The 21187-nt window shown below is 60.6% G+C and carries 19 protein-coding genes and 1 tRNA gene; 9 read left to right on the top strand and 11 right to left on the bottom strand.

The window, feature by feature from the left end; translation table 11 throughout:
• Positions 1-8: 8 nt before the first annotated feature.
• From GTP58_RS15680 to GTP58_RS15670, 3 genes are all read left to right on the top strand, one after another.
• Positions 9-1355, top strand: a complete 1347-nt coding sequence (locus tag GTP58_RS15680) for a GH1 family beta-glucosidase (protein ID WP_161078268.1) — start codon at positions 9-11, stop codon at positions 1353-1355.
• Positions 1356-1455: 100 nt separating this feature from the next.
• Positions 1456-2826, top strand: a complete 1371-nt coding sequence (locus tag GTP58_RS15675; protein ID WP_229215606.1) for an MFS transporter — start codon at positions 1456-1458, stop codon at positions 2824-2826.
• A 73-nt stretch (positions 2827-2899) separates the two neighbouring features.
• Positions 2900-3682, top strand: a complete 783-nt coding sequence (locus GTP58_RS15670; RefSeq protein ID WP_161078267.1) for a LytTR family DNA-binding domain-containing protein — start codon at positions 2900-2902, stop codon at positions 3680-3682.
• Here GTP58_RS15670 and GTP58_RS15665 read toward each other — a convergent pair.
• From GTP58_RS15665 to GTP58_RS15650, 4 genes are all read right to left on the bottom strand, one after another.
• Positions 3656-3892 (bottom strand): hypothetical protein, encoded by a 237-nt coding sequence (locus GTP58_RS15665; protein ID WP_072785740.1) that lies wholly within the window; start codon positions 3890-3892, stop codon positions 3656-3658. The genes GTP58_RS15670 and GTP58_RS15665 overlap by 27 nt on opposite strands.
• Before the next feature lie 68 nt (positions 3893-3960).
• Positions 3961-5100 (bottom strand): TMAO reductase system periplasmic protein TorT, encoded by a 1140-nt coding sequence (torT, locus tag GTP58_RS15660; protein WP_161078266.1) that lies wholly within the window; start codon positions 5098-5100, stop codon positions 3961-3963.
• Positions 5097-5882, bottom strand: a complete 786-nt coding sequence (locus GTP58_RS15655) for a transporter substrate-binding domain-containing protein (protein ID WP_161078265.1) — start codon at positions 5880-5882, stop codon at positions 5097-5099. The genes torT and GTP58_RS15655 overlap by 4 nt, the downstream gene beginning before the upstream one ends.
• Before the next feature lie 43 nt (positions 5883-5925).
• Positions 5926-6843, bottom strand: coding sequence for an alpha/beta hydrolase (locus tag GTP58_RS15650; protein WP_229215605.1), 918 nt, complete (start codon positions 6841-6843; stop codon positions 5926-5928).
• A 279-nt stretch (positions 6844-7122) separates the two neighbouring features.
• Between GTP58_RS15650 and GTP58_RS15645 the strand changes: the two genes are divergently transcribed.
• Positions 7123-7617: a hypothetical protein gene (locus GTP58_RS15645; protein WP_161078264.1), complete on the top strand. Its 495-nt coding sequence runs from the start codon at positions 7123-7125 to the stop codon at positions 7615-7617.
• 199 nt (positions 7618-7816) lie between these two features.
• On the opposite strand, the gene GTP58_RS15640 is transcribed toward GTP58_RS15645, so the two are convergent.
• Positions 7817-10267 carry a TonB-dependent receptor gene (locus GTP58_RS15640; RefSeq protein ID WP_161078263.1) on the bottom strand — a complete coding sequence of 817 codons (2451 nt, stop codon included), beginning with the start codon at positions 10265-10267 and terminating at the stop codon, positions 7817-7819.
• A 241-nt stretch (positions 10268-10508) separates the two neighbouring features.
• Between GTP58_RS15640 and GTP58_RS15635 the strand changes: the two genes are divergently transcribed.
• Both GTP58_RS15635 and GTP58_RS15630 read left to right on the top strand, forming a co-directional pair.
• Positions 10509-12080: a tryptophan halogenase family protein gene (locus GTP58_RS15635; protein ID WP_161078262.1), complete on the top strand. Its 1572-nt coding sequence runs from the start codon at positions 10509-10511 to the stop codon at positions 12078-12080.
• A 171-nt stretch (positions 12081-12251) separates the two neighbouring features.
• Positions 12252-13151 (top strand): hypothetical protein, encoded by a 900-nt coding sequence (locus tag GTP58_RS15630; RefSeq protein ID WP_161078261.1) that lies wholly within the window; start codon positions 12252-12254, stop codon positions 13149-13151.
• Between the two features lie 86 nt (positions 13152-13237).
• Here GTP58_RS15630 and GTP58_RS15625 read toward each other — a convergent pair whose 3' ends face one another.
• Both GTP58_RS15625 and GTP58_RS15620 read right to left on the bottom strand, forming a co-directional pair.
• Positions 13238-14227, bottom strand: a complete 990-nt coding sequence (locus GTP58_RS15625; protein WP_161078260.1) for an alpha/beta fold hydrolase — start codon at positions 14225-14227, stop codon at positions 13238-13240.
• A gap of 16 nt (positions 14228-14243) precedes the next feature.
• Entirely contained in the window at positions 14244-14651 is a 408-nt protein-coding gene (locus GTP58_RS15620) for an organic hydroperoxide resistance protein (protein ID WP_161078259.1), read from the bottom strand.
• 141 nt (positions 14652-14792) lie between these two features.
• Between GTP58_RS15620 and GTP58_RS15615 the strand changes: the two genes are divergently transcribed.
• Positions 14793-15239, top strand: coding sequence for a MarR family winged helix-turn-helix transcriptional regulator (locus tag GTP58_RS15615; RefSeq protein ID WP_161078258.1), 447 nt, complete (start codon positions 14793-14795; stop codon positions 15237-15239).
• Between the two features lie 115 nt (positions 15240-15354).
• Entirely contained in the window at positions 15355-16995 is a 1641-nt protein-coding gene (locus tag GTP58_RS15610; RefSeq protein WP_161078257.1) for a methyl-accepting chemotaxis protein, read from the top strand.
• 11 nt (positions 16996-17006) lie between these two features.
• Here the strand turns inward: GTP58_RS15610 and GTP58_RS15605 are convergent.
• Positions 17007-17080: transfer RNA gene (locus GTP58_RS15605), tRNA-Gly, on the bottom strand.
• Positions 17081-17485: 405 nt separating this feature from the next.
• Positions 17486-18112, bottom strand: a complete 627-nt coding sequence (locus tag GTP58_RS15600; protein ID WP_202413732.1) for a hypothetical protein — start codon at positions 18110-18112, stop codon at positions 17486-17488.
• 503 nt (positions 18113-18615) lie between these two features.
• Here GTP58_RS15600 and infA point away from each other — a divergent pair.
• Positions 18616-18876: a translation initiation factor IF-1 gene (infA, locus tag GTP58_RS15595; RefSeq protein WP_161078256.1), complete on the top strand. Its 261-nt coding sequence runs from the start codon at positions 18616-18618 to the stop codon at positions 18874-18876.
• 38 nt (positions 18877-18914) lie between these two features.
• Here infA and GTP58_RS15590 read toward each other — a convergent pair whose 3' ends face one another.
• Complete coding sequence (locus GTP58_RS15590) at positions 18915-20063, bottom strand: diguanylate cyclase (protein WP_229215604.1); 1149 nt, start codon at positions 20061-20063, stop codon at positions 18915-18917.
• A gap of 136 nt (positions 20064-20199) precedes the next feature.
• Positions 20200-21180 carry a choice-of-anchor A family protein gene (locus tag GTP58_RS15585; RefSeq protein WP_161078254.1) on the bottom strand — a complete coding sequence of 327 codons (981 nt, stop codon included), beginning with the start codon at positions 21178-21180 and terminating at the stop codon, positions 20200-20202.
• Positions 21181-21187: the final 7 nt, after the last annotated feature.

Genomic DNA, 21187 nt, shown 5'->3' with positions numbered 1-21187 from the left:
CGACAACAATGACCGATTTCACGCAATTCCCACCTTCGTTTACCTGGGGCGTCGCCACCAGTGCATTTCAGATTGAAGGCGGCGCCACCGCCGACGGCAAGGGTCCATCGATCTGGGATACCTTCAGCCACACGCCCGGCAACGTGATTGACGGCAGCAACGGCGACATCGCCTGCGACCACTATCACCGCTACCCGGAAGACGTCGCCATCATGGCCAGCCTGGGCGTGGACGCCTACCGCTTCTCGATGGCGTGGTCGCGTGTGCAGCCGCAGGGTAAAGGCGCGTGGAACGAAGCCGGCTGGGATTTTTACGACCGCCTGCTGACGGAACTGGCAGGCAAAAACATCGCCGCCCACATCACGCTGTACCACTGGGACCTGCCCCAAGGCCTGCAGGACGAAGGCGGCTGGTTGAACCGCGCCACCGCCTATCACTTCGCCGAATATGCCGCCGAAGTCGCACGCCGTTTTGGCCATCGCGTGAAAACGATTGCAACACACAACGAGCCGTGGTGCACCGCCAATCTGGGCTATGGTAACGCGCAATTTGCGCCGGGCGTGGCGGACCTGAAACAGTCGATCCAGGTATCGCACCACCTGGTGCTGTCGCACGGCCTGGCCATGAGCGCCATGCGCAAGGTTGGCAGCACGGCGCAGCTGGGCATTGTGCTGAACCAGTGGACCGCCGATGCCGCCACCGACAGCGCGGCCGACCGAGCCGCCGCCGAATTTGAATATGCGCGCTCGGTCGAATGGTTCATGGACCCGATCTTCAAAGGCAGCTACCCGGCACTGGCGCTCAAGGTCCACGGCGACAACGCGCCCGTGGTGCAGGACGGCGACCTGGCCATCGCCCATCAGAAGATCGACTTCCTCGGCGTGAACTACTACTTCCGCGCCTTCTGCTCGACCGACACGCCGCCGCGTCAGCCCGAGTGCAAACTGGGCAAGACCGACATGGGCTGGGAGATCTTCCCGGACGGCCTGACCGAACTGCTGCTCAAGCTGAACGCCGCCTATGAACTGCCGCCCATCTACATCACCGAAAACGGCATGGCCAATCCGGACAGCGTGGTTCAGGGCGAAGTGCCGGACGCAGCGCGCATCGATTTCGTCAAGCGCCACCTCAAGGCACTCAACGACGCCCGCCTGCAAGGCGTGAACGTGCAGGGTTATTTCCTCTGGAGCCTGCTGGATAATTTTGAATGGAACTCTGGCTATGCCAAGCGCTTCGGCATTGTGCACGTGGATTACGCCACGCAACAGCGCACGCTGAAACACAGCGCCCTGTGGTATCGCGACTATCTGATCCAACAGCGTCCGCAGGCGCTGAACACGGCGCACGCTGCCTGAGCAACGCAACCGCAGTACCGCCGCCGGCCCTGTGCCGGCGGTTCCCGTTTAAACTGGCCGCAGAGCCGGTGACCAACCGAGAATAACGAGGACGACAAACATGACCACCGCACCATCCGCTGCGCAGTCCGTGCAGCAGCCCGCGCCGACGACCCATCCGGCACCCGCGCCATCGCTGTTGCGCGCCATGTTCCAGCGTGGCACGCCCATGCTGTGGGTGCCGAGCGGCTACTTCGCCATGGCGCTCACCTACATGATGCTGACCAGCGTCACCTCCATCATGTTCAAGAACCTCGGCATGGACAACGGCCAGGCCGCGCAGTACGCCAGTTACCTGATCCTGGCCTACACCATCAAGCCGCTGTTCGCGCCGTTTGTCGAAATGTACCGCACCAAGAAATTCTTCGTGCTGTGCGCGCAGCTCATCGTCGGCGTGGGGTTTGCCGCCGTGGCGCTGGCGATGTCACTGCCGGACTACATGGTCATCATGGTGTTCCTGTTTGGCGTGCTGTCGCTGGTCGGCGCCACACAGGACATCGCCTCCGACGGCGTCTACGTCACGGCGCTGGACAGCAAAACGCAGTCGCTGTTCTGCGGCATCCAGAGCCTGAGCTGGAACATCGGTCCGATTGTGGCCTCGGGCGGCATGGTGTACCTGAGCGGCTGGCTGCATACGCACTACTTCCATCATCAGGCAGGCGTGTTCGGACCAGAGTGGATCGATTCGTGGCGCATCATCTTCTTCATCGTGGCCGGCATCACCATCGTCACCGCGCTGTGGCATCTGCGCGTGATGCCGGAAGGCGCCAAGGCGGAAAATGCGCCGAAGTCGGTGGCGGAAGCCGCCTTCATCCTGCGGGATTCCTTCATCACCTTCTTCCAGAAGCGCGATGTGTGGCTCATGGTGGGCTTTGCGTTTGTGTTCCGCCTCAGTATCGGCCTGCTGGAGAAGATCGGTCCCTTCTTCATGGTCGATCCGGTGGCCAAGGGTGGCCTCGGCCTGTCCAACGAGATGCTGGGCCTGATCTATGGCACCTACGGCCTGATCGCCGTGCTGCTGGGCTCTCTGCTGGGCGGCATCTTTGTCGCGCGCCGCGGCTTGCAGAAAACCCTGTTCACGCTGTGCTGCGCGGTCAACATCCCCAACGTCACCTTTCTGCTCATGAGCATCTACCAGCCGGACAACCTGGTGGTTATCTGCGCCGGCGTGGCGATTGAAAAGTTCTTCTTCGGCTTTGGCTCGGTGGGCTTCATGATCTATCTGATGCAGCAGCTGGCGCCCGGCAAATACACCACCACCCACTACGCCTTCGGCACGGGCCTCATGGGCCTGTGCATGATGGTGACGGGCGTGGTCAGCGGACACCTGCAGCAGCTGCTGGGTTATGTGCACTACTTCTGGCTGGTGATGGCGGCCACCATTCCATCCTTCCTGGTGACCTGGTTCGCGCCCTTCCACCACCAGGAATAAGTGGGACGAAAGCCGGCATCCGTGTGACGCGGCGATGCAGGCGCCATCAGGGCGCCTGCTATACTCGCTGCCCATGGAACCCATCAGCTACATCATCGTTGACGATGAAGCGCCAGGCCGCGTCAACCTGCGTTACGCGTTGGCCGCCCATCCGGGCTGGCAGCTGGCGGCCGAATGCGACAGCGCTGCCGCCGCGCGCCATGCGCTGGCGCAGCAGCCGGTGGATGTGGTGTTCCTCGATATCCAGATGCCCAAGGAAAGCGGGCTGACGCTGGCACAGGAGCTGGGCAGGCTGGCCGCGCCGCCGCTGATCGTCTTCGTCACCGCCTACAACGTGCACGCGGTGGACGCGTTTGAAGTCCACGCGCTCGACTACCTGCTCAAACCCATCGACGACCAGCGCCTGGCGCACACCCTGGTGCGCGCGGCCGCCATGCTGGCCTACCGCAGCAGCGATGGCTACCGCGATGCCTTGCGCGACTATGCCGCCGCCACGCACACGCACTATGCGGACACGCTCAGCGTACGTTCAGTGGGGCAGATCGAGAAGATCCGGATGGACGATATTTTGTGGCTGCAGTCAGCGGGAAATTATGTGGAGCTGCATCTGGCGGAACGCACCGTGCTGCATCGTGTACCGCTAAGCCGCCTGGAACAGCGGCTGCAGCCGGACATCTTCCTGCGCGTGCACCGCACCACCATCGTCAGACGCGACCAGCTCCAGCGCCTGTCCTCGTTGGGCGCCGGCCGCTATCTGCTGTCACTCAGCTGCGGTGCGCAGCTCACCGTGAGCGAGCGCCATGTGCCTGAGCTGAAAGCCTGCATGCAATCAGGCTTCGCCAGTGAGCGAGCGTAAATCCTCTTCGCGGACGCGGCGCTCGGGCGCCAGCACGCGCGCAATGACCTGCGGATTGAGCCCCATATTCTGCAGCAGCTCGACCGCGCCAGGCGTGCCGACATCGCGCTGCACCTGCAACGCCTGCCGCACAATAAAATCGTAGGAATGCCAGCCCGCAGTATCCGACGTTCGCGGCCGCGTCTGGCGCCTGTCGTGTTCCGGTGTCATGACCACCTCCTCATCTCTGCCTGCGCATAGGGTAACGCAAGATGGGATTGTACAGGCGTACGGTACGCTCAATCCTTGCCGGGTTCGTAGGACAGCACCACCTTGTAGTTTTCCGGCGCCACCGAGGTATCAAACGGATAGCTGCTGTAGTTCTGCTGGTCCAGCATGCCCAGCTTGACCAGGATGGTGTGCGGCTGTTCCTTGCCGCGCCCTTCCAGCAGGTTGACGGCCGCATTGATCGCCACGCGCGCCTGGCTCACGCCCTTGGTATCGGCCGCCGCGTAGATTTCCTTGCTGCGGATGAGATGCGCGATTTCATCGGTCAGGTCATAGGCGACGACCCGGATCTTGTCGCCCAGCCCTGCCGCCTTGATCGGCCCCAGCGCCGCCGGCGCGCAGCCCGTGCAGCCGATAATGTAGTCCAGGCGCTTGCCATGCTTGGCCAGGATGCGGCCCGTCAGTTGCGACTGCAAACCGCGTTCGCTGTCGCCATAGCGGATGTCCAGGATATTGACTTCGATCGCGGCTTCTTGCGCGGCGATACGCGTGCCATCCACCTCGCCCTTCACCCAGCCGGCGCCCATGGGGCCGGGCAGCAAGGCAATGTTGATGGATTTGAGGCCGCGCTGCTGCGCATCGCGCACCACCCAGCGCGTCGCCTCCTGGCCCATGCCGCGCAGCGAGGTGGTCACTTTCAGCTGCAGATCGTCGCTGCGGCTGTCGTTGGCCAGTTCCAGCACCGGGATGCCGGCCGCCTTGGCGCGCACGATGGAAGGGTTATTGGCCGTCATGCTGATCGGCGAAATCACAATGGCGTCGTACTTGCCGGCGATGGCCTCATCCATCTTGTGCAACTGGCCCTGCAGGTCGTCGTAGCCGCTGGCGGGCAGGATATCGGCCACGATGCCAAGGCGGCGCGCTTCGCTGATGACGCCATAGGCGCAGCCGCTCCAGTACGGGTCTTTCATGTGCGGGAACAGAAAGGCGATGCGCCAACGCTTGCTGGCATGCGCGGCCGGCGCATAGCTGCCGGCCACCACACGGCCGCTGGCCAGCGCATCATCCGCCGTGCCATTCGGCTGCACGGGACGGAAGATGGAGGTGACCGGGATCGGCGCAAACCTGGCCGGCTGCTGCGCCCATGCCGGTAGCGCGCACCAACCGCAGACTGCCAACAGGGATAAGCGTAACGAGGATATCTTCATCATGGTGACTTGTGTTTATCCGCGCAGGCGGACGTCCTGGCAGCGCCATCGCCCGACGGCACCAGCACGCCGTTACGGGCGCCCAAACGCGCCAGCTCCCCAGAGCGTACCATTTCGGTGAACAAAACGTTGTAACGATCTCGCAACGTTGCGTATTTAGCGTCGCGCGGGAAGGCGAAATAGCCATCCAGCTGCGTGATATCGGGGCACAGCGGCACCAGCGCGTCGGCCAGGCGCAGGCTGTCAATCAGGCTTGTGCTGTTGCGTTCATTGGTGGCCAGCAGGTCAACGCGGCCACGCGCCAGCATCTGCAAGCCGTTTTCCAATTGTGATACCTCGCTGATCTCCAGCTGCGCGCGGGCCTGGTCGAACTGGGTGCCGTAATGCCAGCCGCGTACAGTGGCGATGCGCCGGGCCTTGAGCGGGGCGAAGTCGCCATGCCAGGGCTGGTCGTCTTCGCGGCGCATGTAGAACACCATGCGGTCGCGGTAAAACGCATGGTCCAGGAATGAAAAGCGCGCGGCGCGCTCCGGCGATTTGTAAGGGCCGATCAGGATATCGGCCTGTCCCCGTTCCACCATGGCCTGCGCGCGCGGCCATGGATAAAGTTTGAAACTCACGGTGTCGCCGGCGCGTGCGGCCAGTGCACGCAGCGCATCGACACCCAGGCCTTGCCACTGGCCGTTCGCGTCGCGCTCAAAGATATGGCTGAAGGTCGCGCCGACCGCTACCAGTTCTGCTGCATAGCCCTGCTGCGGCGCGGATGCGCCGAGGGCCAAAGCCACCAAGAATGAGATCGTCATCCGCATGGATAAATACTAGCATGGGCTAAGGCATATGCTGCCGCAGGAAAGCCACACTCGCATCAACTGTCGGCTGCAGCCACGGATCGAACAACCAGAAGGAATGCGGCGTGTCCGGCAGGATGACCTTGTCGCTGGCCACGCCTGCCTGCGTCATCTTCGCCATCATCTCCTCGCGCCCGGCCGAGAAGCGCGGCTGGCCGCTGACGATGAACAGGATGGGCGGCATGCCGGCACGTACGTACTGGATCGGCGAGGCCTCGCGCCACAGCGCGGCCTTCTCCGCATAGCGGCCTCCGAACCAGGCGCCGGCCGAGGAGGGATTTTTGTTTGGGTCGTCTTCGTATTGGCGTGCCAGTTCGCTGGTGAAGTCGGACAGGCCGTCGATGTTGACGATGGCTTTTACGCCCTCGCCCGTCACGCCGGCCAGCGTCGCCAGTTGCCCGCCCGCCGAGCCGCCTGCGAGCGCAATCCGCTGCGGATCGATATGCAGTTGCGCCGCATGCGCGCGCACCCAGCGCACGGCGGCCTGCACGTCCTGCACGGCAGCCGGATAGCGCGCCTCGCCAGACAGGCGATAGCTGACAGTCACTGCCGCATAACCCTGCTGCGCCAGCCGCAGCGCCATCGGCACGAACTCCGAACGGTAACCCGCCTTCCAGCCGCCGCCATGCACCAGCACTACCACCGGCAAGCGCTCGCCAGCGGGCGCATAGACATCCAGCTTCATGCAGCGCGCACCATATTGCGCATAGACCTGGTCCGCCAGCTTGCTCACGCCCTCCGGCAAGGCATCGCCCGCAATGCGTATCGACGGATAGTCGCGCACCAGCTTCCCGTAAGTGTGCGCAGCATCGTAGGTGTTGGCAGGATCGGCAGGCGGTTCCGCGCAGGGCGGCACGGCGACAAGGGCAGCAGCAAGGACGGTACTCAGGACTGGCATCAAGACCTCAGCGAAAGGCGAATCCGCCGAGTATGACATAAACGACTTCTATTAGAGAGCAGGGAGCGGGAGGACTAAAATCGTCGGTCAATCTGATTCAGACTAATTGACACTAGACCGATCTAATACGCTCTAAAAACGATGCACGTGAGTCTAAAACCATCGATAAAGCTCACTCCAAAGTCTAAACCTCTCGATTTTTTTGGGATGAAAGTCTAAAGCGAACTACATTCCAGTTCTGTGGTCCAACTTATAAGCTTTTTTAGAGAGGACGACATCATGGCATACGAACCGCAGTTGCCCATAAATCTGCCGCTCGGTGATTTCATGGAGCTTGAATATCATTTGATGAATACCAGGCCTGGCGTCAAACCAGATGCCTTTGTGGCGGAGCTTGTTCATCGATGGCTATCGATTGAAACAGAACGGCTTGCGCTGCAAAAAAATGGACCCGCAATACGCGGCTTCCAATGGAAAAATATTTTCCTACCGGATGGAACCAACTTACGAACCTGCTATCAGCACACCATCGAATTCTCCAAGGTAGCAGGCGATCATATTCGCTCCGACGACGGAGAACAGCTGACGCCATCACAGTTCGCAAACCGACATGCAAAAGGACGCAATGCATGGCGCTTTGTCTGGCTACGTTTTCCGGGAGAAGACAACTGGGTACGAGCTGATGACTACAGGAAGCGCCTTAATAAACAGCTCGCACCTTGCCTAAATCAGTCTAAAGATTTATTAAAAGAACAGAATCACAGAGGGTTTTAGATTTCAGTCTCATAAAAATCGATTTGATTAGACTTTCGCTTGTTTTTTTTAGACTTTTTTAGATGGCCAACACCATTTTTTAGATTGAATCAGACCCGAATAGTGCCAATTAGAGCCGTTTAGATCGCGTCCCCAAAAAAAGCCCCCCGGCCTTGGAGGGCGCAGGGGGCTACAAGACCACAACAATACATGAAGAACCTTAGAAGCTGCGGCCCACGTTGATGCCGAAGGTGCGCGGTGGCAGATACTGCGCCTGCCATGGACCGTTGGCGTTCATGGCGCTGGTCTTGATCTTCGCGTCTTCCGCATTGCGGATGAAGGCGTCGAAGTACCATTTGGCGTTGGCGTCGTAACGCAGACCCAGATCGGTACGGGTGTAAGACTTCTGACGATCCGGTTCGCCCAGATTGAACACGCTCAGCCAGCTGGCGGTTTCGTAGTGGGCGCTGATGCGCGGGATCAGCGTACCGTCGACCAGCGCGAAGCTATGCTGGTACATCAGCTGCGCGCTGAACTTCGGCGAGTGCGGCATGGTGTTGCCGCTCACGTCCAGGCAAGGGTTGGTGATGCCCGGCGCCGTGCAGGCAGGCAGCACGTAGTCGTTGGAGCCACCGACCAGGTGTTTCAGCTTGGCGTTGGTGTACGCGGCGGTGAACTGCACGCGGTCCTCGCGCGTGATCTTGGCAGCGATCTCGGTCTCCAGACCCCAGATCCTGGCGCCTTCCGCATTGCTGGTCGCCAGACCGCGCGTGCCGTCGGCATACGTCACCGGAGCGCTGAACTGGAAGTCCTTGAACTTCTCGTAGTACGCCGAGTTGTTCATGCGGACCGCGCCGCCGAGGAAGGTGGATTTCGAACCGATCTCGTAGTTGGTCAGGCTCTCGGAACCGTAAGGCACGCCGCCGTCCTGCAGGCCGCCCGATTTATAGCCGGTCGATACCGACGCGAACACCATATTGTTCTTGTCGATGTCGTAGCTGACACGCGCCAGGCCAGTCAGCTTGTGGTCCTTGTAGACGCCGTCGTTGTGCTGGTAGGTGGAGAAGCCGGTGCCGCCGCCGAGTGGATTCATCGACGGGTTCACCGGAATCTGCGGTGCATCCAGATTGCTCCAGCCGTTGTTGGTGCCGCCGATGTTCTTACGCTCGTCAGAGGTGTAACGGAAGCCGCCAGTCAGGTGCAATTGATCGTTGGCGTTCCAGGTCGCCTGGCCGAAGGCGGCCGTCGAATCGACGGTTTCCTTAGGCTGGATGAAGGAACCCTGCCAGCTCACCGTGCCCTGCTCGGTGCCGTTCATGATCGGAATGTCGAAGCGGATGCCGTTGTCTTCATTGGCGTAGTACAGGCCAAGCAGCCAGTCAACATCGCGCTTACCGGTCGACATGATCTCCAGCTCATGGCTGTAGTTCTTGTACTTGGACCAGACGGTGTTGTTGGCCTGATAGCCGGAGCTGCCCGCGCCGGCCGTGGTGAAGCTGGTCGCCGGATTGGCGCCGCCATCCTGGTCGAAGGTCGAGGAACCATTGAAGCGCGAGTAGCCAGCGATATAGGCCAGCGCCACATCGTTATTGATCTGGTAGTCAACGCGGCTGCGCACCGAATGTGAATCACGTTTGACGCTCGGCGCGGTATCGATCAGCGCCGACCAGAAGTCCTGGCCTGGACGCTGCTGCTGCAGCAGGTTCATGTTCGGCGTGCCGCGGTCAGCATAGTGCTCGTACGAGATATTCCACTTCAGGTTGGCCGATGGCTGCCACAGGAAGCTCAGACGCGCCGCGCTCTGGTCCTGTGCGTTGTACTTTGGACCGCCCTGCACATACAGGTTCTGGTTCAGCGGCTGGAAGCCGATCGGGTTGCCCGGATGCGCAGTGTTCCATGCGGCGATGACTGGATCGGCAGCCGCGTGCTGCTGCGCCAGCGTCGGCAAGGACGGCTGCTGATAGGCCACGTAGCCATCATGCTGCTCGTGCACCACCGCCACGCGCAAAGCCATGGTGTCGTTGATCGGGATATTGAACGCGCCGCGTGCACCCAGGCGCGTGTAGTTGCCGTAACCCAGCTCGAAGCTGCCGGCATTGCTGCCGATTTCCGGTTTCACGGTCTGCATGTTGACCGCACCGACGGTCGAGTTACGGCCCCACAGCGTGCCTTGCGGGCCACGCAGCACTTCAATCGCTTCCAGGTCGAACAGCAGCGCGGTGGCGCCTTCCGGGCGCGGCGAATAGATACCGTCCACGAAGGTCGCCACTTCCGGGTCGGCGTATTCGGTCTTGGCAGAGTCGTTGCCGATGCCGCGCATGGTCATGGTGATGACGCCATGATCGCCCTGGCCGGTCGCCGAGAAGCCCGGCACCAGATTGACCACGTCCTGAATCGTCTGCACATGGTTGTCGTCCAGTGCCGCCGAGTTCAGCGCAGTCACGGCGACAGGGGTTTTCTGCAGCGAGGTGGAACGCTTGGTGGCGGTGACGTACACCTCGGTGATCTTGCTTGCATCTGCAGGCGTCGCCTGTTCAGCCACCGCTGCGGCCTGGGCATCCGCTGGTTCTGCTGCATGGGCGACATTGGTGCCGGCCACCAGGGCGAGGATGGCCATCGAAATTGGGGACAGCAGCAAGCGCTTCCCGGACTGCGGTACGTGGACGTTCATAAGTCTCCTTTTGCGTAGCGATCGCCGAGGGGGAAGGGGGCGGTGCTACCATTTATCTTAGAAAGCGATTTCATGTTGCTTGAAAACGTTTTCAATTTAACTGAAATCGTTTTCTGTATTTGTGAAATCGATTTCATAGTACATAATTCAATTCGCCGATGTCAAATTAAAAATTGTAGTCGCGTTGTATCTTCGGCATTTTCCATGCGCTGCACCGGCTGTTCTACGGAGACAAATCGATATGAAAACGTTACCAAATCAAGGCGTAAAAAATGTTCTGATCGTTGGCGGCGGCACCGCCGGCTGGCTGACCGCCGCCTTTCTTGCCAAACAGCTAGGCGCCGGTGCTGAGGGCGCCGTGCAGATCACACTGGTGGAATCGAAGGAAATCGGCATCATCGGCGTTGGCGAAGGCACTTTCCCATCGATCCGCGGCACGCTGGCCACCATCGGCATTGATGAAGCGCGCTTCGTCCGCGAATGCAACGGCACCTTCAAGCAAGGCATACGCTTCAACCACTGGGTGCGTGAGCCGGGTGCAGCGGGCGCCGACCACTACTTCCATCCATTCAGCCTGCCCAGCCAGCGTGCGGGTGGTATTGAGCTGCTGCCCTACTGGCTGCAAGGCGCGGCGGGACCGGACGTGGGCTTTGCCGCCGCAGCCACCATGCAAAAGCGCGTGGCCGATGCAGCGCGCGCGCCCAAGCGTCCCGGCGACGCCGACTTCATGGGGCCGCTCAACTACGCCTATCACTTCGACGCCGGCAAATTCGCCGCCCTGCTCTCCACGCACGCACAATCGCTGGGCGTGCGGCATGTGCAGGCGACGGTGGAACGTGTGGCGCTGGATGCGGATGGCGCCATCGGCGCCGTCCACACCAAAGAAGCCGGCATGCTGACGGCCGACCTGTACATCGACTGCACCGGCTTCCGCGCGGCGCTGATCGGCGAGGCGCTGGGCAGCAAATTCCGCAACATCAACGACGTGCTGTTTGTCGACCGCGCGCTGGCCATGCAAGTGCCGTATGAGCGCCCGGATGCGCCCATCCCGTCCTACACCATCGCCACCGCGCACGAAGCGGGATGGACCTGGGACATCGGCCTGCACCACCGGCGTGGCATCGGCTACGTCTATTCCAGCCGCCATACGGACGACACGCGCGCCGAGCAGGTGCTGCGCAACTACATCGGCAAGGCAGCCGACGGCCTCAATCCGCGCCAGCTCAAGCTCAATGTGGGCTACCGCGAACAGCACTGGGTTAAAAACTGCGTGGCGGTCGGCCTGTCGGGTGGCTTCCTGGAGCCGCTGGAATCGTCCGGCATCGGGCTGATTGAAACGGCGGCTTATCTGGTCAGCTATCTGTTCCCGCACGACGGCGACTTCGCGCCTGTCGCCAAAACGTTCAATGAGATGATGAAGGCGCGCTATGAGCGCATCGTTGATTTCGTCAAGCTGCACTACTGCCTCACGCAGCGCAAGGACCACGCCTTCTGGACCGACAACGCCGACATGGCCAGCGTGCCGGACTCGCTGCAAGACAAGCTGGCCATGTGGCGCCAGCGCGCGCCGCACCGTATGGACTTCGTGGTGGATTATGAGATGTACCCGCCATCAAGCTGGCAGTATGTGCTGTACGGGATGGAGTATCCGACCACGCTGTACGCCAACGCCAAGACGCTGCCGCGCATGGACGAAGCCCGCAAGGAATTCGCCATGATCGAACAGGTATCGCAGCGCGCGCTGGCTGACCTGCCTGACCACCGCGCGATGGTGGAGCACCTGCTGCGCCAGGGCGAACGCAAGATCGCCTAGGCCGGCGGCCAGGAAAGCCAGACGCGTGGACAAGCGTTGTTGCGGGCCGATTGAATGCATGCGTTTGCCTTGCGTAAAAGAGGGCCACAGTATAGTCGGATATGTTCGGGCACGAACATACTGCGTGCCAGCGACAGCGCATGATGAGGACACAAACAAAAAGGAGCCATCATGCAAACACAACCTTTACACGCGAGCGCAACAGTCGCTAACACGGCTGACGGCGACGGTTTCGCCTCCGGCGTCTCGTGGGGCGCCATTCTCGCTGGCGCTGCCGCTGCTGCTGCACTGTCCTTCATCCTGCTGATACTGGGCGTCGGCCTTGGGCTGTCGTCGATCTCGCCGTATCAGTACAACGCAACACCGCTGGGTCCCGCCAGCATCGCGTGGATCGCCTTCACGCAGCTGGCTGCTGCCGGCATCGGCGGCTACATGGCTGGCCGCCTGCGCGTCAAGTGGGCCAGCGTGCATACGGACGAAGTGTATTTCCGCGATACCGCCCACGGCCTGCTGGCATGGGCAGTAGCAACGCTGGTGACGGTGGCCGTGCTGGCCGGCGGCGCCCGCGCGGTGCTGAGCGGAGCGATTGACAGCGGCGCGGCCGTGGCCACCGCCGCTGCACCTGCCGCTGCCGCCGCAGGCGCCTCTGCAGCGGGCCGTTCCAACACCTACTTTGCCGACATGGTACTGCGCTCGCCGAACGGCGAGATCGCCACGGAATCGCAGCGTACGGAAGTCAACCGCATCCTGCTGACCGATCTGGCGACAGGCAAAATCAGCGGCGAGGACCGTACCTACCTGGCGCAGCTCATCGCCAAGCGCACCGGCCTGTCGCAAGCGGAAGCCGAACAGCGTATTGACCTGATCTACGCCCAGGCCACGCAAGCTGCCAACGAAGCCAAAGCCAAGGCACAAGCCGCAGCGGAAGAAGCCCGTAAAGCAGCCGCCCATTCGGCACTGTGGATGTTTGTCGCCCTGCTGCTCGGCGCCTTCATCGCCGCCGTCGCCGCGATTGCAGGTGGCCGCAACCGCGACCACGCCCGTGTGCTGATTACCCACCGCACCATTTAACACAAGGAGAACAATATGCGCTCGATCTTACTGCTGCTGCTTGGCATTCCGCTGCCCATCGTCATCCTGATCGCCCTGTTCGTGCGTTAAAGCTGGCCGACGTCGATCACAGCCTGCGCAAAAGCCTCCGGTGCTTCTTGCGGCAGGTTGTGGCCAACGCCACCGGCAATCAGCTGGTGCTTGTATTTGCCGGTGAAGCGCTTGGCGTAGGCTGCTGGCTCCGGGTGCGGCGCACCATTGGCATCGCCTTCCATCGTGATGGTCGGCACGCTGATACTCGGGAATTTGGCCAGCGCCGCTTCCAGCGCCTCATACTTCGCCTCGCTCTTCTCCAGGCCCAGGCGCCAGCGGTAGTTGGACACCGCGACTGCAGCGTGGTCCGGATTGTCCAGCGACACCGCACTGCGCGCATAAGTGGCATCGTCAAAGTTCCACTGCGGCGATGCCAGCTTCCAGATCAATTTGGCGAAATCGCGGTGGTTCTTTTCATAGCCGATGCGGCCACGCTCGGTCGCAAAGTAGAACTGGTACCACCACTGCAATTCCGCCTCCGGCGCCAAGGGCTGCTTGCCCGCTTCCTGGCTGCCGATCAAATAACCGCTCACCGACACCAGTCCCTTCACACGCTGCGGCCACAGCGCGGCCACGATATCGGCCGTGCGTGCGCCCCAGTCATAGCCGGCCAGCGTGGCCTGGTCGATCTTCAGCGCATCCATGAGCGCGATGACGTCGGCCGCCAATGCTGCGGGCTCGCCGTTGCGCGGCGCTTGCGCATCAAGGAAGCGCGTCGTGCCATAACCGCGCAGATGCGGCACGATCACGCGGTAGCCCTGCCTGGTCAGCTTGGGCACCACATCGACAAAGCTGTTGATGTCGTAGGGCCAGCCATGCAGCAGGATCACCACCGGGCCATTCGCCGGGCCTTCATCGACATAGCCGACATTGAGGTCGCCCGCATTAATCTGCTTGATGGTGTTGAAGGTAGCTGGCGCTGCGGCCTGCGACGGGCTGGCGCCGAACAAGGCAGCAAGCGTCAATGCGGTTGCGGCGAAGACGTTGCGTTGGGTAGTGTTCATGATGATGCGCCTCCGTTCAGATGAGATGGATCTCGACGTCGATGTTATTGCGCGTCAGCTTGGAGTACGGGCAAGCCTGGTGCGCGCCGTCAACGATGGCGCGCGCCATGCCGCTATCCAGACCAGGCAGGCTGACATGCAGGCGCGCGGCCAGGAAGTAGCCGCTGTCATCGTTTTTCAGATCGACTTCCGCATCGACATACAGGTCGGCCGGCAGCGCCAGTTTCATCTTGCCGGCCACCAGGCCCATGGCGCCAATAAAGCAGGCCGACCAGCCAGCCGCAAACAGCTGCTCGGGATTGGTGCCATTGCCGCTGCCGCCGGGCGACGACAACTGGATATCCAGACGGCCATCATTGCTGCGGGCTGCGCCTTCGCGGCCGCCGGTGGTGTGGGTTTTGCCGGTGTACAGAACGTTGCTCATGGTAAGACTCCTTGGTGGTTTTTAAATCGTATTCGATTGAAGCGGATGCGTTTAATCTTACCAGCGTTTTAAAGCATGTCAAGCACTTTCGATTAAATCGCATCCGATATATAATCCTTCCATCGACTTAGGAGGTGCATCATGAGCCAACCCACTACCCCGCAACTGGCGGATTTCCTGTGCTTTGCCGTCTACTCGGCCAACCTGGCCTTTGGCAAAGCGTATAAACCCATCCTCGACAAGCTGGGCCTGACGTACACCCAGTACATCGCCATCATTGCCTTGTGGGAGGAAGACAACCAGACCGTGAGCGGCCTGGGCGAAAAGCTGTTCCTGGAATCGAACACGCTGACGCCAATCCTGAAAAAGCTCGAAGCAATGGGCTACGTCCACCGCGCGCGCGATGTGGCCGACGAGCGCCAGGTGCGGGTCGGCCTGACCCCGGCTGGCCGGGCGCTGCGTGAAAGCGCGCTGCAAATGAATCTGCGCGAAGCCACCGGCCTGACCAAGGAAGAATTTCCACAGGTGCAAAAAGCCGTGGTCAAGGTCCGCGACAATTTAATCAAGTCCATGCCGGGTAAAAGCTGACAATAGCGCCAGTTCGTTGCGTTCGTGCAAAAAGCATACTATTGAGAAATTATTTGAGACTTGAATCTGTTAGTATGCAGACCACCTTATGTAACAATATGGACAGGATTTGCACATGCGCAGCACACCCCATGCAGTTAGCCGCGAGACCGTACTGGAAGACGGCAAGCCCATCGTCACCACCACTGACCTGAAGGGCCGTCTCACCTACGCCAACTCCACCTTCCTCGAGGCCAGCGGCTACGCGGACGAGGAACTGCGCGGGCGCATGCAAAACACGCTGTACCACGCCGACATGCCGCCGCAGGTGGATGCCGACATGTGGCGCACCGTGCTGTCCGGCCAGCCATGGCGCGGCCTGGTCAAATACGACGGCAAGGATGGCGGCTTCTTCTGGGCCATCGCCAACGCCACGCCCGTGATTGAAAAAGGCCGCACCACCGGCTTCATGTCGGTCTGCACCAAGCCCAAGCGCGAACAGATCCAGGAAGCCGAGCAGCTCTACCGCACCGTCAAAGGCCCGAACCCGGACGGCGTCACCATCCTGCGCGGCGCGGCCGCGCCACGTGGCCGCCGCAAATTCACCACCGCACTGCGCAATATCACCCTGTCGCAGCGCCTGGCGCTGTGCTTCGGCAGCATGACGCTGCTGGCGGCGATGATGGGCCTGCACTCGGTACTGCCGTATGCCGAAGGCTGGCTGCACCTGCAAGCCTTGCTGATGGCGGCGCTGGCCCTGTACAGCTGGTTCAACCTGCACAACGCCATCGTCGCGCCGATCCAGGCCAGCATTACTGCCACGCGCATCCTGGCCGGCGGCGACCTGACCACGCGCATGGCGGTCGACCGCCACGATGAAATCGGCCAGCTGCAAGCGTTTGTGCGCCAGCTGAATCTGAACCTGGCCTCCATCCTGGTCGACATCCGCGCCAACTTCGCGCTGAGCCGCAGCACCACCACGCAAGTGCGCGCAGCCAATGCCGACCTGTCGGCCCGCACCGAAGCGCAGGCCACCAACCTCGAACAGACCACCGCCAACATGGGCCAGATCACCGGCAACGTCAGCCAGACCGCCGACAATGTGAACGCCGCCAGCGGCGTCGCCAGCGAAGCAACCGCGCTGGCCGAACGCACCGGTGTGGCCGTGACGCAGGTGGTGGCGGCGATGAACGACATCAGCGCCTCGTCGCGCCAGATCGTCGACATCATCGGCCTGATCGACGGCATCGCCTTCCAGACCAACATCCTGTCGCTGAACGCCGCAGTGGAAGCGGCGCGCGCTGGCGAAAGCGGCCGCGGTTTCGCCGTGGTCGCAAGCGAAGTGCGCAACCTGGCGCAGCGCAGCGCGGCCGCCGCCAAAGACATCAAAGCCCTGATCGACACCTCGGCCGGCAAGATCGCCAGCGGCGCAGAAGTGGCCAGCGCAGCCGGCCAGGACATGGATGCGGTGATTGCTGCAATTGGCCGCGTGGCCGCCATCATGGGCGACATCAGCGGCGCCACGCGCGAGCAGAGCAATGGAGTGAATCAGGTCAAGGACGCCATCGTCCAGCTGGACGAAGTCACGCGCCAGAACGCCTTGATGGTGGAAGAAGCCTCAGCCGCCACCGGCGTGTTGGACCTGCAGGCGCAAGCCGTGGCAAAGGCACTGGAAGTGTTCAAGCTGCCGCCGCAATCGGGCGCAGCCAAGTCGGCCAGCCTGGTGCATCTGACGCCGCGCGCACCGCAAGCGGCACCAGCGGCACGGCGCGCATAAGAACAGGGATCTGGAGCGGGTGAAGGGAATCGAACCCTCGTATGAAGCTTGGGAAGCTGCCGTTCTACCATTGAACTACACCCGCGTTGCCGTGCATTCTACGCGGCTTTGTGCAAGCTTGACAATGCTGACGGGTGGCAAGTGCGCTGATGCATTTCAATGAGAAGCATCGACTTCGGTATAGCTCTTGACTGATTCGTACGCATGTTGGGAAATCGTCCTGAGAATGTGTGAGTTTTCCTTATACTTTTCCGTCAACACGGGAAGCTGCCGCTTGGCGGGGGCGCAGTATTTTTTTACCGACCTCGTGATTTCCCTGCGCTGACTTAGAGGTAGCTCGCTGTCCCACTCGCCTGCCATGTGCTCACATGCCACGGCATTTCTCACAAAAGTCTGCACGTCTTTTGGCAAGGGTCCGGCCGCCGAAACACACTGCACGGGGATGAAAGCCAGCAGAAAAATAGTTCGCATTATCATGTAACCTCCTCGTCTAGCGGCCGGTAGCTGACCAGTGCGGTTTGTCCTTGGCACCGCCGATAAATTTCTTCACGCCGTAGCTGGCACCAATGGCTTTTAGCTGACGATTCATGCCGGAGCGAGGCGTCGTCTTCACTTCGACGAGCTTGCCATCGGCATCCTTGACGGTGACGGTATCTTTCCACGAAATAGACATGTCAATTGCCCGTCCTTCATTGTGCAATGAATACAAGGCTGGCGCCGTGTTCAAATCACCCATGTCAAAGGCGCGTACCATTTGCTTGGCAGCCTCTATGGAAGCAGTGGAAGTAGGATGGACCCAACTGATATCAACGCCAGCCGCAGCAGGCACGTCTTCTGGCGCAACGTACTTGTACTTGATTTGCCAACACCAGTGCATCAAATAAGAGCGCGGAGCTGGCCGATAGGTCGCCGAGATTCGAACGTTGATACCGGCCGCCGTCATTGCCTCGATAAAAGCATCAACGGCTTTGCGGAATGTGGGCGCGAGATCTTTTGTATCCTTGCTGCCTTTAAACCGCTGCGCCCATTGAGCACCACTTAACTCTTTGTTACTCCGATCAGCGGTGCGTATCGTCGCAGGTCTAGCTGTCCGTAGTTTCTCAGTCGCTGTCGTCATTTATATATGCCTCCAGGATTGCGGCATTGGAACAAAAGCTGGGGAAGTTCGAGAGTACGTATAGCAATGAAGATTCGCTTTGATCTAGCTCTAGATTTACGAAAGATAACCCGGCGCGGCACGCTCTTAACCGGGTCAAATTCTTGACCAGTCATCACACCATCGGCGCAGCTTCGACTAGCGGTAGGGTCCAAAAATATGATGGCTGATACCTTGTTGATGGCGGTGGACTTGTAGGGTGATCGCCATTGACCCATCAATTCCCGGCAGCGTCGTTGCCAGGCGGCGCCCCAGATTGGGCGAAATGCTTAGGCGATCAGGCAAATCACCGGTATAGTGACGCTGTATTTCATTAAGCTGCTACGCTGGTTTCTCTCCTGTCTCGGCCATCGGCCATTTCCGTCAGATTCTTTCCTGTCATCGCTCCTGTTGAACGAGAGCCAGCGCCAGTGCTTTACGCGCATACAGCGCAGTCGTCCCATCCCCCCTACAAAGGAGCCACATTGGCCAAAGAAGAATTGATTGAAATGAATGGCGTCGTCAACGAGATCCTGCCTGATACCCGCTTCCGTGTGAGCCTGGAAAACGGCCACGTTATCGTGGCTTACACCGCCGGTAAGATGCGCCGTCACTCGATCCGCATTTTAGCGGGTGATCGTGTCACGCTTGAGCTGTCGCCCTATGACCTCAGCAAGGGCCGTATCACGTTCCGCCATCTGGACTCGCCGAGACCGCATGGCGCTCCGTCCTATCGCCGACGCTAAGCCTGCCGCCGGGTGCATGTCTTGCACCTTCGCACGGCCTACGCCTGATAAATGCCACATCTGTTTTTGCCATTGCGTTTGACGATGTACATCGCGCTGTCGGCGCATTTCATGAGCTCGTTCAAGTTGTCGCCATGGCGAGGATAGAGTCCGATCCCGATGCTTGCGCCTAGAGCGTAGCGCTGCCCATCGATCTCTATCTCCGCCATGATTTTTTTCAGTATCTTGTTGCCGATCTCGAGCGCCTGCTCTTCATTGTCCAGCTGGGTACAGATGACGACAAACTCATCCCCGCCGATGCGTACGCAGATATCCGTGCTGCGCGTGTTTTCTCTGAGTCTGGCGGCAACCGTTTTCAACACCTCGTCTCCGATCGCATGGCCTGCGGTATCGTTGATGGGCTTGAAGTTGTCGAGGTCGATATACAGCAGCGCGACGACGTGATGCGGCCGGGTTGCCAGCAGCAGCGCCTGCTCGAACAGCGTGCTCATGTAGCGTTTGTTATTGAGGCCGGTGAGCGGATCATGAAAGGCCAGGTCGAGTGCTGTAGCTTCCGATGCCATCAGGCGGCGCTGGAACAACAACAGCACTGCGGCCACCAAGGCAAAGTATTGCGTCGTGACGAGCACCGTGCCGATTAAAAACACGTTTTTAAAATAGGCCACGGAAAAATGGCTGAGCGTTGGGCCTGTCAGCCAATGCAGGGACAAGAGCACGCTGGAAACTGCCAGAATCCGCATGGGCACTCTGGGGTAGTCTCTGATGCGATAGATGGCGAACCAGGCGGCGCAGGCCAGCAAGCCCGAGTTCACCATGGAATAGACTGATGCGCGTATCAAGTCGTGCCAGCCAGCTAACAGGCCAATGGCGATCCAGGCTTCCGCCATCACGGCCGCCAGCCAGAAATAAACCACGCGGGTATCGAGCTCCAGAAACCGTACCAGACCTGTCAGCAGCAAGGGCTTTTCCAGCACATTGAACGCGACATAGACCGCGATGACCAGCGCCGGCTGCTCTGACGGCAAAAAGAAAAATAAGATGATCCGGGCTACCAGCGCCGTCGCAATGGAAGCAGCCCACCAGCCTGGACCCGCATTGGTCCGCGGCACACGGCTGATCCATAAAAAAAGTACCGCGAACAAAAAATACGCCGTACCACCAAAGGCATGAATAACTTCATACGACATCAAGTGCCTCCCCCGGATTTCTAGTTCTTATTATTCGCTCTTGTTTTGGCGCAACTCCAAGGAAATCTTACCTCACTCTGAACCTGTAAAACAAAAAAGCTCCCGAAGGAGCTTTTTTTGTGGAACGAGGGGTTGATTAAGCCGACTTGCGGCGGCGTGCTACCACGCCCATCAGACCCAGACCGCCCAGCAACATGGCGTAAGTGGTCGGCTCCGGTACCGGGGTGGTGACGTAGCCGTGGAATGGCTCGTAGCCGATTTCCACCGTGCCGTTCATCGAGTTGGCGATGATGTTGCCTTCCAGGTGGCCGGCGCCGCGCAGTTCGGCCTTGTTGGCCAGCACCGAGCCGTACACGAAGGTGTTGACGTTAACCACGTCCGCATCCAGCAGGTTGTAGATGACGTTGGCGCGCAGTGCCTGCAGCTGGCCGTCCTGGCCGCCGGTGAAGTCCACGATGCTGCCGCTGACGTTGATCACCACGGTGGAGCCAGCTTTGACGTTGCTCAGCACCAGGTTTTTCAGATTGCCGCTGCTCAGGTTGAACACTTGCAGGCCGGACGTGTTGTTGCCGGTCAGGTGGGTGCCGCTACCGTCGATCTGCACGGAGCCGTTGGCCGCTGCGCTGCCCAAGGTGCTGGACAGGGCGGTGAAGCTGGTCTTGGCGGCGCCGAAGTTGACCACGCTGTTGATATCGCTGCTCTTGGTCAGGCTCAGGTAGTTCGACGAGCTGTTGGTGCCGCCGTAGACGCCAAAACCGTTCCAGTTCTTGGTGTAGTCAGTGATAGGGCCGATGGTGACGTTGGTGTCGATGCCGGCGCCCGGGTTGGCGTAGATGGTGCCGCCCGTCAGCGCGACGTTTTTACCGACCACCACCGATGGCAGGCTGGTCGGCACCTGGGTGCGGTAAGCGAACGAGAAACCCGAGGTCGTCAGGTTGCCGCCGACGGCCAGACGGCCCTCAACGTCGCGCACCTGGCTGACATTGCCATAAAAGAAGGCGCTATAGCCGGACGCCAGGCCCAGGTCGAAACTAGGTACAGCGGCCTGGGCAGCGCTCATTGCGCCAACAGCCAGGCTTGCCGCGATCAGGCGGCCGATCAGAGTAGCTTTTTTCATGGTATTA

It is taken from the genome of Duganella sp. CY15W (assembly GCF_009857555.1).
In the GTDB taxonomy this organism is placed as follows: domain Bacteria; phylum Pseudomonadota; class Gammaproteobacteria; order Burkholderiales; family Burkholderiaceae_D; genus Rugamonas; species Rugamonas sacchari.
This window is presented reverse-complemented; position numbering and strand designations above follow the sequence as displayed.